We start from the raw sequence: 12,827 nt of genomic DNA on the forward strand, positions 1-12,827 counted from the left end.
ATGATAAATAAAATGAGAACAGTAAACAAATTGGCAAAAGAACTAAACATGGAAGTAGTAAATTGTCAAAATGTAAATTAATTCTGTCATTGGCAAGGAGGAACGACTGAGAAATCTGTTACTTTCTTATTTTGGATGTTACAGATTTCTCGCTGTGCTCGAAATGACAGTGTAATTGTAAAGCTTTGAATTATGAAAATAATTTGCATAGGAAGAAATTACGTGGCTCATGCCAAAGAGTTGGGAAATGACTTACCCGAAGAGCCCATTTTTTTTATGAAGCCCGACACGGCCTTGTTGCGAAATAACGATCCGTTTTACATTCCGGACTGGACCAACGAGGTGCATCACGAAATTGAGTTAGTGATTAAGATAAATCGTATTGGCAAAAATATTGAAAAACGATTTGCGCACCGCTATTACGATGAGGTGGGTTTGGGAATTGATTTTACGGCCCGCGATGTACAGGCGCAACTAAAAGCAAAAGGACTGCCCTGGGAAAAAGCAAAAGCTTTTGATAAGTCAGCGGTTTTAAGTAATACTTTTTTGCCAAAATCAATTTTCCCCGATCAGGAATCAATCAGTTTTCGACTGGATGTAAATGGTGATACCGTTCAGGAATCGCATTCGGGAATGATGATTTTTGATTTTGATGAATTAATTGCCCATATCTCAAAATATGTCACCCTGAAAATTGGTGACTTGATTTACACCGGAACGCCTGCAAATGTTGGTCCGGTGGCCATTGGCGATCGTTTGGAAGGTTACCTGGAAGACAAAAAACTGTTTGACTTTGAAGTCAAATAAGACTTTTAATGATATATTTTGCACCGGCTTTCAAGCCGGTGTTTTATTATAAACTATTGAATCTGGCTTTAGCCTTTAAATCTACATAATGGAAAATCATCACTTTGAATTGGAAATGCAGGTGCGCGACTATGAATGCGACATTCAGGGAATTGTAAACAATGCTGTTTATCAAAATTACCTGGAGCACACACGCCACAAATTTTTAAACCATGTTGGGCTCGATTTTGCACAATTGCACGACGATGGAATTGATGCAGTAGTTATAAAAGCTGAACTCGAATACAAATTTCCGCTGCGCCCCGGCGACGATTTTTTAGTGCGTTTGAAAATTGGAAAACAAGGACGATTACGCATTGTCTTTTTGCAGGAGGTAATTCGTAAAGCCGATGAAAAGCTGATGGTAAAAGGCCGCATTACTTCGGTACTAACAAAAAATGGCCGGCCGCTTTCTCCTGAAATTCTGGAACGTAAATTTGAGGAAGCTGGAATAGTTCTGGAGAAAGTTTAGAACGTCATGCTGAACTTGATTCAGCATCTCCATTTTTTAATTAGTTTGGCTCTAAACATTATAGAAGTTTCTCTTCAATACGAAATTCTTTTGTCTCAATACCATTGGTTTTTAGTGCCGATTTAAATCCTTCGTTCATCATTCGTCCCAGGCGCATGGGCATATCCAAAAGGGCAGGGTAGGTGGTTTTGTCATCGGGGTGCTTGTAAAAGTGAACACAGCTTTTTACATCCGACGAAAGATAAATGCGGCAGGCTATCGGGCGGGCATCGTAAGCCATGCAGGTTTTGTCTTTTAATAAAGGGCAGGGATGTTTGGCATTCATTAGTTCATCGCCTTTTAAGTGTCCGAGTTTGTCTTGTTTTTGTTTTGCCTTTTCTGCTATTCCGGAAATCGTTTCGGCATCAAAAGATTTCTCAATAAACGCCTGCAAATACTCCAGCTCATAATCCAACGCAAAAACCGGTTGGTGGCAACACCAGCTACAGCCCCGTTTGCAGTGGATACTTTGGTTTTGTTGGCGAGCATATACAAACAACGAATCAATGAGTCCGTCGATGGCAGCGTACATTTCTTTTAAAGACTGATGCAATGCTTCCTGCTCCATGTTGGCTTCAATCGCTTTCATGGCCAATTGGTAACCATCATGGAAAAAGGCTTTTTCGAGTTGTTCAAATTGCGGATTAGTGGTCATATCAATATTTTGGTTTAAAATATTGAATTTATGATAGAAAAGCAACAATTAATCAATTTCGGGACTTGAAAACGAAACTTCGCGCGGAATTGATTTGCACTTTTTTATTATTTCGTTTTTTCCAGTTTCAGTCGGGCAAAATAATCTTTCGAGGCGCGTTTTACATGAGGCGAAAGCAGTATGGTTGTAATTACCGTTGGGAAAGCCATTAAAGCAAAAGCAATGTCGATTAAACCAATTATCGTACGCAAATTGGCTACTGCACCCAGCAAAATTACGGCAACAAAAAGGTAGTTGTAAATGTGCTGGTATTTGGTTCCGGCAACAAAACCAAGGCATTTTACACCGTAATACGGAAAGGCAAACATGGTTGACATACTAAAGAAAATGGCACAAATGGATAGGATATATTTTCCGAAAACCGGGATGGCCGAATCGAATGCGTGGGCAGTGAGCGTAATTCCGTCGGCGCTGCTTTCAAGCCAGGTATTGGTAACAATTATGGCCAGGGCAGTCATGGTACAAACAACAATGGTATCGATTATCGGTCCAAGCATGGCCACCAAACCTTCGCGAATGGGTTCGTTGGTTTTTGCGGCTCCGTGTGCCATTGGGGCAGTTCCCAGTCCGGCCTCGTTTGAAAAAGCTGCACGACGCACACCTGTAATTATTATGGCGCCCAGCGATCCGCCTAATACTGCATTGCCGGTAAAAGCATCTTCGAAAATCGTTTTAAAGGCAGGAACAATTGCCGAAGGGTGTGAAAATATTACGTAAAGGACGGTTGCTGTGTAGACAACAACCATGGTGGGCACGAGTCTTCCGGTAACTTTACCGATACGTTTAATGCCGCCAATGACAACCAAACCAACAATTATAGCAATAACAATTCCGGTAACAAGATCGGTGGTAAAGGAGCCACTAACATTATTGGGAACCAAAACCACATCGCGTATCATTTGGGTAAGCTGATTAGCCTGAAATAGCGGTGAAACTCCGATCATTGCCATAATCGAGAAAAAGACAGCTACCGGTCGCCAGTTTTTGCCCAGTCCTTCGGTAATGTAATACATGGGGCCGCCCTGAATTTCGCCTGCATCGTCTTTTCCGCGAAACATAACGGCCAGCGAACAGGTAAAAAACTTGGTGCTTATTCCGAGCAATGCCGAAATCCACATCCAAAATATGGCACCTGGTCCGCCCATGGTAATGGCAACAGCCACGCCGCTTATATTGCCCATGCCAACGGTTCCGGCAAGAGCGGTTGAAAGTGCCTGGTAGTGCCGTAACTGGCCGGCTTCATTCGGATCGTCGTATTTGCCGGTAAGAATTTTAAGGGCATGTCCGATATATCGCAGCGGCGCCAAACGCGAATAAACCAAAAAGTAAAAGCCGCCACCAAGTAGCAAAATTAAAATAGGAGCTCCCCAAATGCTATCGGAGATTTTTATAATGAGCTGACCAATATTTTCAAACATCTTGCTAAGAAATGTAAAACTTGTCAATAATCAAACAGCAGATTGAAAGATAAAAGTTAGGTTTTGTGATAAAATGATCGAAATGGTTCTGAAGATAAAGATGTTGTAAAATAGGTAAAGGATACTTGATTTTTTCAGAAATGTAAAGTATGTTTGTCATATTGAACAGTAAAGTTTACACGAATGAGTATTGAAGAGTACATCTATGTTGGGGCTTTTGTACTTTATCTGGGGTTGTCAAGTTTTTTAGTACGTCGAAAAGCCTTCTCCAGTGATATAATGAGTATTAAACTTAGGTTTTTTCCATACCTATTTAAATGGTTTGGAATAATTTTATGTGTGATAATTCTTGCATTTGGTTTACTTAATTGGAACAAATATGAATACAGTAAAGAATTAACATTTTACTTCCTTAACATAGGATTATTTCTTATTGCTTTCTCAAAAGAAAGAATAGAGGATGAGTTCATTCATCAAATAAGATTAAAGGCCTTAATCGTTAGTTTTATTGGAACGATAGCAGTTTTTGGAAGCCTTTTTCCAATGTATTTATTTTTAATTTTTGATATCCAACCATGGATAGCACGAGTCTCGGGCCTCATAGTTATTACTGTTATTTTGACAGTTTATCTTTTTAATTTCTATTACGCGAAGTACACCTCAAATAAGAATCGTGAATAAAATCTGTAATTATGGAAGCCTACAGCATAATCGTTTTTTGTATTTATATCGGACTATTGGCCTATATAATTCCATCCTCAGCATTAAGTTTTGATTTATATGAGCGGAAATTTCGCTTGTTACCAAATTGGTTTAAAGCAGTGGCATTAATCTTTACGATTGTTGCTTTGTTGGCAATACTAATTTTTCGAAACTCAATAGAGAACAAGAATGAAATGGTAATTTCAGTTTTTAACCTGGCCTTATTCTTAGTGTTCTTTTCGAAACAAAAGACCGAAGATGAATTCTCGGAACAGGTTAGGTTTAAAGCTTTTGCTTATTCGTTTGTAAGTTTTGTTGCTATGTGTTGTGCATTGGGCGCTTCACGAATTAATGATTCCGGGAACAGAGACTGGAGTAATTTTATCATTCAGGCTTTTATGGGAGGTGGACTATTAATTGCCACACTCTACTTTTATTTTACCCTTTATAAACTACGAAAAGAGAATAATTAATTATGAATGCAATAATTGGAACGATCGTTATCATTAGTTATTTGGTGATGCTTGTGCGAATGCTTCCCGCAGGAAAAGGTAAAATGGATGTTTTTGAACGCATTCCATTATTGTTGCCCTATTGGTGGAAGTTTGTTGGGATCGGGTGGCTTCTTTTTGTTTTTGCTTATTCAATCTTCCAGGGAAATATCGATCCTTCAAAAAATACTTTTTTATTGTCAGGAATCTATTTTGGTTTGCTCCAGATCGCTTTTTCAAAGGAAAAGGATGATGATGAATTTGCAGAACAGATACGAATGAAGGCGATGTATATTTCTATAATTTCTTTCTTTATTCTCGCAGGTATTTATTCAGCATATGAAATTATTGAACCGAATTCCTTTTCCGAAAACGCATTTATCTGGTTTATGATGCTATTAAATGCAACCTATATTTTGTATCTAAGCTATTTCTATTTTACTAAATACCGAACCTTAAAAAATCAGAATTAATTATGGAAACAAAGTTGGTTCAACCACTATTATTGGTACTTGTTGTTCTGTCTATTGGACTTGTGTCCTGGCTCTCTAGGGATAAGAATGAAGAAGCTGTTTTTAAGAAGCTAAAGTTATTTCCTCGCTGGTTTAAATTTGTGGGGTTGTTCATCGTTATTTGTGGAGTTTCCGTGCCATGGATTTTTCAGGGTTTGTTAGTTGATGGTGGTAACCATCTGGGGAGTATTTATATCATTTTTGGCTTGTTTCTTATTTGTTTTTCTCGGGATAAAATTGAAGATGAAATGTCGAACATTATACGGTTAAAATCATTCTATCGAAGTTTTGGGGCAGGAGTAGTAGGATTCTTTTTTCTAACTTATATAGAAAATAGTATTTCTGACGATTTTAGTCAACTTTCAGCAGATACATTATTAGCAGTTATTTTGGGATTTTACCTGGTGAGTTATTACGTTACCAAATCAAAAATACGAAGTGCAGAATAGGCTTAAAATAGAACGTGCCATAAAAAAACTCACACAAGACGATTTAGCGAAACTGATTGGTGTTTCGCGCCAAACCATACATTAATTTACAGCTTATTTGTGATGAATAAAACTCAAAATAATTTGCGTTTACTACCCCGAAGATTTAAGAAATTGGCTTATAGTTTATTGGCTTTAAGCATACTTTTTATTACGTTTTCTGTAACTAAAGTAATTGCGATTGATGACGAAATTGCCAAAACAATTTTCCGCTTGGGAGTTTTACTTTCGTTTCTGTTGTTGGCACTTACAAGAGATAAGATTGAAGATGAACTAACTTTGGTAATCCGACTAAAAGCGCTGGCCTCGTCCTTCATTTTCGGAGTGGGATATGTAGTGGTAAGTCCTTTTGTTAGTTGGCTTTTCGATGGTGAATTTATAGTTGAAGATTTGGGAATAGAGGGATTACTTTTAACAATGTTTCTCTTTTATTTTGGAATGTTTGGTTTAATGAAAAGGAATCGATAGTGCAGAATAGGCTAAAAATAGAACGTGCCATTAAAAACCTCACGCAAGACGATTTGGCAAAACTAATTGGTGTTTCGCGCCAAACCATTAATTCCATCGAAAAGGGGAGGTATGTGCCCTCAACTGTTTTGGCCCTGAAAATCTCGAAAATATTTGAAAAGCCGGTGAATGAAATTTTTGAGCTGGAGGATTCGGATTGAAAACATTTCTCGCAGATTACGCCAATTACGCTGAATTTTTTCCTGGACATATCTGCGAAAATCAGCGTAATCTGCGAGAACCATTTTTCTTATTTCAACTGTAGTTGCACAAAAACCGGTAAATGATCAGATGGCGACCGGTTTTCGTAAGTATCGCTGATGGCCGCATATTCCAACACCTTAATTTTGTTGTTCACAAAAATGTAATCGATGCGGTTATCGCCTTCGCTGCCCGGTTTAAAACCGTTGTAAGTTCCAACCGGCCCGTAAGGTGGCTCCTGTGTAACTTCGCGGCTGTCGCTCATGTATTCTTTTATCAGGGCTATGGGTTTTGTTTCCGGAGTGAGGTTAAAATCGCCGGTTAGAATTACAGGCAATCCTGATCCCGCAGTAAACTCTTCCATTTTTTTATGAATCAGTTTTGCCGAATTTTTACGGGCTTCCACACCCACATGGTCGAAATGCGTATTAAAAACGAAGAATTTTTTCCCGGTAACTTTCGATTTAAATTTTCCCCAGGTAACAATACGGTTGCAGGCGGCGTCCCAGCCCAGTCCCGGCTCATTGCAATTTTCAGATAACCAGAAATGGCCTTTTTCTTCCAAAATCAATTTTTTCGGATTGTAGAAGATGGGCATAAATTCGCCGGCTTTATCGCCATCGTCGCGGCCAACGCCAAACCATTTGTATTCGGGCAATCCTTTCTCCAGATCAACTAACTGATTGTATAATACTTCCTGCAAACCAAAAACGTCGGGATCGTAAAAATGAAATAATCCGTTCACCATTTCAATACGGTTTGGCCAGGCATTAACGCCGTCGCTTGCCGTATTCATTCGGATATTAAACGTCATTACATTCATTTGCTGCGCAAATAGCATTGTTGGGAAGATTAAAAGTAGGCTTAAAATTAATCGTTTCATCTTAATAAAATTGTTTTATTCTGAACAGAAATTATAAGTGGTGTATTTATCGGTGTTTTGATTTCCGTCTATAATTGTTTCGCGTTGTTCATCTTTCCTGTCGATGGCAAAATCCTTACAAAATTCGATAATCTCATCGAAATAATCCTTAAGGGGCGAAGAACTTATTTCGTGACCTGCCCCACAGGTAGTGTGTAGCCAGTAGGGGGCGCCCAATTGCTGCATTTTTTCAGCAATGGTGTACGATCCGTGCAATAGCCAGTAGCCTTTGTCATCTTCGTTGCAATAATGATGTGGCGCAGTTCCGTACGGGACCAAATTATCATCGGTGCCGTGGAATAAAAGCGAGGGGATTGCCGATTCATCGTATAAGGCCGTTGTGTCGGGGATGGCTCCGGCCATGCCAATTACTCCGGCAAACGAAACGGGCCCTGAGTCTAAACCATAACAATAAGGCGGCTGATAGGCTGTGTACAAAACGGTTTCAGCACCGGCGCTACTTCCCGACAGTATAATTTGTTGTGGATTTATGGCGTATTGATGGCGGTTTTCGATAAGAAAATGGGTGGCATCCAGTAAATCTTCACTGGCAGCATAAATCGTGTTCAGTTTTTCGGTAGCGGGGCAATTACAGCCAAAACCTTCGGGCTTTCCTTTACGCGTTAAACGGTAGGAGATAGAAGCCGCTACATAGCCATAATTGGCCAGTCGGGTGCAAAATGTTTTAATTTTTTCTCCATCTCTTTGACCTTCACTAAAACCACCGCCATGCACAAAAATTATGGTGGCACGTTCCTGCTCGGAATCGTTTTGCGGAAGGTAAATATCCATATCCAGATTTTCGCCACCCTTGGTCGCATAGGTAACGGTTTCTACTCGTATTTCATCAAACAGGTTAGCTGTATATCTTTCCTGTGCAAATGAGATACCCACCAGGAAGAACAACAGCACAACGAGGCTAAACTTTTTGTACATATAAATTTTTTGTGGTGAATATAAGGATATATCAAACTTCCTGCAAAAGAAAATGGAACCCAAAATTGAGTTCCATTTCTTAAGGTTACTATATCAGTTTCCTTATTTTTTATCTTCCTGATTTCGGATACAAATTAGCAAACTATATACCATAATTCTTAATATGCAAGTATTCAGTGGTATAGCGTTTTTTATTAAGTTTGATTTGTTATTCATTTTGGGACAATGCTCCCGTATTTAGAATAATCTGGTGGTAGAAGACGTGTGTGAAAGTTCGTGTTTCAGTAGCCAGCGTTTGCGTTCCAAACCTCCTGCATAACCGGTAAGTTTACCTGAGCTTCCCACAATACGGTGACAAGGAATAATAATTGGTACGGGGTTTTTACTGTTTGCCAGCCCTACGGCACGCGTGTTTTTCTCCGATCCCGATTGTTTGGCAATATCGAGGTAGCTGGCAGTAGTTCCAAAATCAACATTTTGTACCAGTTGCCAAATCCTTTGCTGAAATTCTGTTCCTTCAGGAGCCAGTTTCAGTTTGAATTCTTTTCGTTTGCCGGCAAAATATTCTTGCAACTGACTTTCGGCTTCTTTCAAAATTGTTGGTTGATCAGTAGAATTATCCGTTTTCTCAGCATCAAAGTACACAGCAGTTAGTGCCGTTTCGGTTGACTGTAGTTTGAGCCAGCCAACGGGAGAATTCATATATCGGGTAAATTGTGCCATAAAAAATCCGGTACCAAAGATACCGGATTTTAATAAAAGTTAGGTTAGGGTTTAATACCTTTCACGTTTTGTATATTTCGTATGCAGCAGATGATGCGAAACTTCTCCCAATGGTTCTTTCAGGAAATCTTTATATAGCTTTTTAATTTCCGGGTTATCGTGCGATTTACGAATTGGCAGTCCTTCATCTTCAGCATAAATTGCTTCGGCACGTTTACGCCTTATTTCGGGGTTGGTAGGAATCGGCTGTCCGCCGCCACCCAGGCACCCGCCCGGGCAGGCCATAAATTCAATAAAATGGTAATCGGCAGTTCCGGCTTTTACTGATTCCATAACCGATTTAGCATTGATTAGCCCGTGTGCCACAGCACATTTTAGTTCAACACCATCGAGGAATGCCCATTCTTCCACCGGATTTTCAATTTTTATGCTTGCTTCGCGAATACCATCGCTACCACGTACCGGAATAATGTTCAGGTTTTCGAACGGAACTTCGCGGCCGGTAACGATTTCGTACGCGGTGCGCAAAGCCGCTTCCATAACGCCACCGGTTGCCCCAAAAATTACTCCTGCCCCGGATGATTCGCCCATTAATCGGTCGTATTTAGCAGGCTCCAGTTTGTTGAAATCCAAGCCGGCTTGTTTAATCAGGATTGCCAGCTCGCGCGTTGTTAAAACATAGTCAACATCGCGGTAGCCACTGTCGTGCATTTCCGGGCGGAAGGCTTCGTATTTTTTTGCTGTACACGGCATTATCGAAACCGAAACAATGTCTTCAGGTTTTATGTTTCGTGCGTTGGCGTAATACGTTTTTGCCAATGCCCCGAACATTTGTTGTGGCGATTTACAAGTAGAAAGGTTATTTAAGTGTTCAGGGAACATGTGTTCAATGTATTTAATCCATCCCGGCGAACATGATGTTGCCATTGGTAAAGCAACCGACTTGTCGTTATCTACCAACGCTTTTTTCAGGCGGGTAAGTAATTCGGTTCCTTCTTCCATAATGGTAAGGTCGGCGGTAAAATCGGTATCCAGAACTGAGTCGAATCCTAAACGTTTTAAAGCGGCAACCATTTTTCCGGTAACACTTTTCCCCGGTTTTAATCCCAGTTCCTCGCCCAGTCCCACACGCACTGCAGGTGCTGTTTGCACCACAACATGTTTATTCGGATTGGCAATGGCTTCCCAAACTTCTTCAATGTAGTTTCTCTCAACCAGCGCTCCGGTAGGGCAGTGGTTAACACATTGGCCGCAGTTGGTACAAACCACGTCGCGCATGGCTTTCTCGAAGAATGTGGTAATCTTCATTTTATCGCCTTTGTGGGCCACAGTAAGCGCGTTAACACCCTGCAATTCTGCGCAGGTTCGTACACAACGCTGGCAGCGGATACATTTGCTGTCGTCTTTAATTATCGACGGCGAATAAGCATCTATCGAGAAGTGCTTTAACGGAACGAGTTCGATAAAATCCTGGGTCATTATTTTATACTCCGATGCAAGCGTTTGCAGTTCGCAGTTTCCGTTGCGGTAACACTTGGTGCAATCGGCATTGTGCTCGGCCAGTAGCAATTCGATAATTTGCTTGCGCGAATTACGAACTTTTAAACTGTTGGTAAGGATTTCCATACCTTCCTCGCACGGTGTGGCACAGGCCGCCGACAAGCGGTTTTGTCCGGCTACCTCAACCACACAAACGCGGCAGTTTCCGGCAACGCACAAATCTTTATGATGACATAGTGTTGGAATGGTAATTCCCTGTTCTTCGGCAGCTTCCAGAATGGTTTTTCCTGTTGCAATCTCAACCGGAAAACCGTTTATGGTGATGTTTACTTTTTTGCTCATAATCTTTCTTTTTCCGGTTTTTTAATAGATCATTTCTTCTCTGAAGTTCTCTACAATCGACGAGAACGAATTGGCCACCGATTGGCCCAAACCACATTTGGCTGTGTATTGCATGGTTTCGGTAAGGCGCAATAATTTATCGAGGTAGGAGGCCGGTTTTTCACCGCGTTTCACCGCTTTAATGCCCAGTAGTAACTGCTGGCAACCAACGCGGCACGGCGTGCACTGGCCGCACGATTCTTCCCGGAAAAATTCGAGGTAATTATCGAGCACATTAAACATCGAGCGCGAACTATTAAAAAGCATCATCGATCCGCCGGTGGGTAACGAAATGCCCGTTAGTTTTCCTTTAAAACCAATGGCGGCATCTTTAAATTTTTTGCGGGGTACAAGAAAACCGGAAGCTCCGCCAACTTGTACGGCTTTGGTATCGCCGTCGCCAAATTCGTACACAAAATCCTGCAAGCTCATTCCCAGCTCCAATTCGTAAATACCCGGTTTGGGTGTATCGCCCGATACCGAGAACAGCTTGGTGCCGCGAGAGTACTGAACGCCCAGATCGTAGAATTTTTTTGCGCCGTATTTAAAAATGGTGAAGGTGTGCACCAACGTTTCCACATTGTTGATAACGGTAGGTTTTCCCATAAAACCGGCTTGCGTAGGAAATGGTGGTTTGTTACGCGGTTCGCCACGTTTTCCTTCCATCGATTCCATTAAGGCGGTTTCTTCGCCACAAATGTAAGCGCCGCTACCCATAAAAATTGATATTTTGAAATCGAGATTAGTTTCTTTGCAGTAGTATTCGAACTCGTCGATGACCTTGTTTAACTCGGGCAACAGAAATTTATATTCGCCCCGCAGATAGATATAACCTTTTTTCGCTCCGGTAATATACCCGCAAATAGCCATTGCCGTTAGTACTTTGTAGGGTACGCGCGATAAAATTTCGCGGTCTTTAAAAGTGCCGGGCTCGCCTTCGTCGGCATTACATATCACATATTTTTCTTTCTCTTTCGATTCTGCTGTAAGTTTCCATTTTAGTCCGGTTGGAAAGCCGGCTCCGCCGCGTCCTTTTAACTCGGAGCTGATGAGTTCGTTAATTAGTTCCTGTGGTTTTCTTTCCAGGGTTGAAGAGAGAATTTTTTCCCAGTCGTTTTCATTTCTGAAAATGAAATCTACACGTTTTAATTGATTTGAAGTTGCCATATTTGCCGGTTTAGTGATTCGCATTTACTTTCATATAACCCGATAATATCTCCCGCACTTTTTCAGGTGTGAGTTCGGTATAAATCTCATCGTTTATCAGCATAGCCGGTGCTTTGTGGCACCAGCCCAGGCAGTTGGTTTCCAGCAGGGTAAATTGTTTGTCGGGGGTGGTTTCCCCTAAACCAATTTTTAGCATGTCTTCTATGGCAAACAAAATCTGGTTTTTGCCCTTCATGGCACAGGTAATGGTTTTGCACACACGAATAATAAATTGTCCGGTAGGTTTGGTTTCAAGGAAGGAATAGAATGTAGCCGTTCCATAAACGTCGGCGGCCGGGATATCAATTTCCCGCGCAATTTCGATCATCGAACGTTCTGAAAGGAATTTTTCCTGTTCAACCACTCCTTGTAAAATGGGTAAAACACTCTCCCGGCTTCGACCATGTTTCTCTGCCAGGTTTTTAACTAAGGTTTGGATTGGATCCATGAGGCAAGTTTTAGTTTTTTTTATTGGTTTTTAGTTGTTATTGTTAAGCAGAGCGCCGGTTAAGGCAGGATCGTTGACTTGTTACTGATCATAATAAAGAAATAATTCTTTATTTGTTATAAACAAATGTACGGAGTAATCACCTAAAAAAACAGTGTATTTGTTTCATAACATTATGTTTTTCAGCAGAAAACAGGTGTTGAAATTCGATCTGTTTCAAAAAATATCGGCGAAGCTAATTTTTGTCATGTATAAATGTGTTCTACAAAGATGAGCGAACACAATGTTGTTTAAACAAGGATTGTTAATTACGGCCGAAA

Annotated in this window: 16 protein-coding genes; 8 read left to right on the plus strand and 8 right to left on the minus strand. The window is 40.8% G+C overall.

Features of this window, described 5'->3' with window-relative positions:
- Window positions 1-192 precede the first annotated feature (192 nt).
- Both BMW53_RS17255 and BMW53_RS17260 read left to right on the plus strand, forming a co-directional pair.
- Entirely contained in the window at window positions 193-807 is a 615-nt protein-coding gene (locus BMW53_RS17255; protein ID WP_038555431.1) for a fumarylacetoacetate hydrolase family protein, read from the plus strand.
- An 88-nt stretch (window positions 808-895) separates the two neighbouring features.
- On the plus strand, window positions 896-1,318 hold the full coding sequence (locus tag BMW53_RS17260) for an acyl-CoA thioesterase (RefSeq protein WP_038555427.1): 423 nt from the start codon (window positions 896-898) through the stop codon (window positions 1,316-1,318).
- Between the two features lie 58 nt (window positions 1,319-1,376).
- Here BMW53_RS17260 and BMW53_RS17265 read toward each other — a convergent pair whose 3' ends face one another.
- Window positions 1,377-2,012, minus strand: coding sequence for a YkgJ family cysteine cluster protein (locus BMW53_RS17265; RefSeq protein WP_038563720.1), 636 nt, complete (start codon window positions 2,010-2,012; stop codon window positions 1,377-1,379).
- A gap of 107 nt (window positions 2,013-2,119) precedes the next feature.
- The gene (locus tag BMW53_RS17270) at window positions 2,120-3,490 is read right to left on the minus strand and encodes an alanine/glycine:cation symporter family protein (RefSeq protein WP_038555423.1); all 1,371 of its coding nucleotides are present in this window, start codon (window positions 3,488-3,490) and stop codon (window positions 2,120-2,122) included.
- A gap of 692 nt (window positions 3,491-4,182) precedes the next feature.
- Here BMW53_RS17270 and BMW53_RS17280 point away from each other — a divergent pair.
- From BMW53_RS17280 to BMW53_RS17300, 6 genes are read left to right on the plus strand one after another with little or no spacing between them, the layout of a single operon-like run.
- The gene (locus BMW53_RS17280; protein ID WP_038555417.1) at window positions 4,183-4,665 is read left to right on the plus strand and encodes a hypothetical protein; all 483 of its coding nucleotides are present in this window, start codon (window positions 4,183-4,185) and stop codon (window positions 4,663-4,665) included.
- A 2-nt stretch (window positions 4,666-4,667) separates the two neighbouring features.
- Window positions 4,668-5,156, plus strand: coding sequence for a hypothetical protein (locus BMW53_RS17285; protein WP_038555412.1), 489 nt, complete (start codon window positions 4,668-4,670; stop codon window positions 5,154-5,156).
- A gap of 2 nt (window positions 5,157-5,158) precedes the next feature.
- A complete protein-coding gene (locus BMW53_RS17290) occupies window positions 5,159-5,644 on the plus strand; it encodes a hypothetical protein (RefSeq protein WP_038555408.1) in 486 nt (161 codons plus the stop codon).
- The gene (locus BMW53_RS21540; protein WP_217642977.1) at window positions 5,634-5,729 is read left to right on the plus strand and encodes a helix-turn-helix transcriptional regulator; all 96 of its coding nucleotides are present in this window, start codon (window positions 5,634-5,636) and stop codon (window positions 5,727-5,729) included. The genes BMW53_RS17290 and BMW53_RS21540 overlap by 11 nt, the downstream gene beginning before the upstream one ends.
- 17 nt (window positions 5,730-5,746) lie before the next feature.
- On the plus strand, window positions 5,747-6,151 hold the full coding sequence (locus tag BMW53_RS17295) for a hypothetical protein (RefSeq protein WP_038555404.1): 405 nt from the start codon (window positions 5,747-5,749) through the stop codon (window positions 6,149-6,151).
- Entirely contained in the window at window positions 6,151-6,351 is a 201-nt protein-coding gene (locus BMW53_RS17300; RefSeq protein ID WP_038555399.1) for a helix-turn-helix transcriptional regulator, read from the plus strand. Before BMW53_RS17295 ends, BMW53_RS17300 begins: the two co-directional genes overlap by 1 nt.
- An 89-nt stretch (window positions 6,352-6,440) precedes the next feature.
- Here BMW53_RS17300 and BMW53_RS17305 read toward each other — a convergent pair whose 3' ends face one another.
- From BMW53_RS17305 to nuoE, 6 genes are all read right to left on the minus strand, one after another.
- On the minus strand, window positions 6,441-7,274 hold the full coding sequence (locus BMW53_RS17305) for an endonuclease/exonuclease/phosphatase family protein (RefSeq protein ID WP_038555394.1): 834 nt from the start codon (window positions 7,272-7,274) through the stop codon (window positions 6,441-6,443).
- Between the two features lie 15 nt (window positions 7,275-7,289).
- Window positions 7,290-8,249: an alpha/beta hydrolase gene (locus tag BMW53_RS17310; RefSeq protein ID WP_051567564.1), complete on the minus strand. Its 960-nt coding sequence runs from the start codon at window positions 8,247-8,249 to the stop codon at window positions 7,290-7,292.
- Between the two features lie 237 nt (window positions 8,250-8,486).
- On the minus strand, window positions 8,487-8,951 hold the full coding sequence (locus tag BMW53_RS17315; protein WP_217642979.1) for a methylated-DNA--[protein]-cysteine S-methyltransferase: 465 nt from the start codon (window positions 8,949-8,951) through the stop codon (window positions 8,487-8,489).
- 72 nt (window positions 8,952-9,023) lie between these two features.
- Window positions 9,024-10,814, minus strand: coding sequence for an NADH-dependent [FeFe] hydrogenase, group A6 (locus BMW53_RS17320; RefSeq protein ID WP_038555385.1), 1,791 nt, complete (start codon window positions 10,812-10,814; stop codon window positions 9,024-9,026).
- Window positions 10,815-10,835: 21 nt separating this feature from the next.
- On the minus strand, window positions 10,836-12,020 hold the full coding sequence (locus BMW53_RS17325) for a complex I 51 kDa subunit family protein (protein ID WP_038563716.1): 1,185 nt from the start codon (window positions 12,018-12,020) through the stop codon (window positions 10,836-10,838).
- Between the two features lie 10 nt (window positions 12,021-12,030).
- Window positions 12,031-12,507, minus strand: coding sequence for an NADH-quinone oxidoreductase subunit NuoE (nuoE, locus tag BMW53_RS17330; RefSeq protein ID WP_038555382.1), 477 nt, complete (start codon window positions 12,505-12,507; stop codon window positions 12,031-12,033).
- Window positions 12,508-12,827 lie beyond the last annotated feature (320 nt).

It is taken from the genome of Draconibacterium orientale (assembly GCF_900111425.1).
GTDB classification, from domain to species: Bacteria; Bacteroidota; Bacteroidia; order Bacteroidales; family Prolixibacteraceae; genus Draconibacterium; species Draconibacterium orientale.

Coding starts and splice junctions, on each gene's coding strand:
- BMW53_RS17290 (WP_038555408.1), top strand. CDS start 5,159: ATGGAAACAAAGTTGGTTCAACCACTATTATTGGTACTTGTTGTTCTG.
- BMW53_RS17280 (WP_038555417.1), top strand. CDS start 4,183: ATGGAAGCCTACAGCATAATCGTTTTTTGTATTTATATCGGACTATTG.
- BMW53_RS17270 (WP_038555423.1), bottom strand. CDS start 3,490: ATGTTTGAAAATATTGGTCAGCTCATTATAAAAATCTCCGATAGCATT.
- BMW53_RS17310 (WP_051567564.1), bottom strand. CDS start 8,249: ATGTACAAAAAGTTTAGCCTCGTTGTGCTGTTGTTCTTCCTGGTGGGT.
- BMW53_RS17285 (WP_038555412.1), top strand. CDS start 4,668: ATGAATGCAATAATTGGAACGATCGTTATCATTAGTTATTTGGTGATG.
- nuoE (WP_038555382.1), bottom strand. CDS start 12,507: ATGGATCCAATCCAAACCTTAGTTAAAAACCTGGCAGAGAAACATGGT.
- BMW53_RS17305 (WP_038555394.1), bottom strand. CDS start 7,274: ATGAAACGATTAATTTTAAGCCTACTTTTAATCTTCCCAACAATGCTA.
- BMW53_RS17320 (WP_038555385.1), bottom strand. CDS start 10,814: ATGAGCAAAAAAGTAAACATCACCATAAACGGTTTTCCGGTTGAGATT.
- BMW53_RS17315 (WP_217642979.1), bottom strand. CDS start 8,951: ATGAATTCTCCCGTTGGCTGGCTCAAACTACAGTCAACCGAAACGGCA.
- BMW53_RS17255 (WP_038555431.1), top strand. CDS start 193: ATGAAAATAATTTGCATAGGAAGAAATTACGTGGCTCATGCCAAAGAG.
- BMW53_RS17260 (WP_038555427.1), top strand. CDS start 896: ATGGAAAATCATCACTTTGAATTGGAAATGCAGGTGCGCGACTATGAA.
- BMW53_RS17295 (WP_038555404.1), top strand. CDS start 5,747: ATGAATAAAACTCAAAATAATTTGCGTTTACTACCCCGAAGATTTAAG.
- BMW53_RS17325 (WP_038563716.1), bottom strand. CDS start 12,020: ATGGCAACTTCAAATCAATTAAAACGTGTAGATTTCATTTTCAGAAAT.
- BMW53_RS17265 (WP_038563720.1), bottom strand. CDS start 2,012: ATGACCACTAATCCGCAATTTGAACAACTCGAAAAAGCCTTTTTCCAT.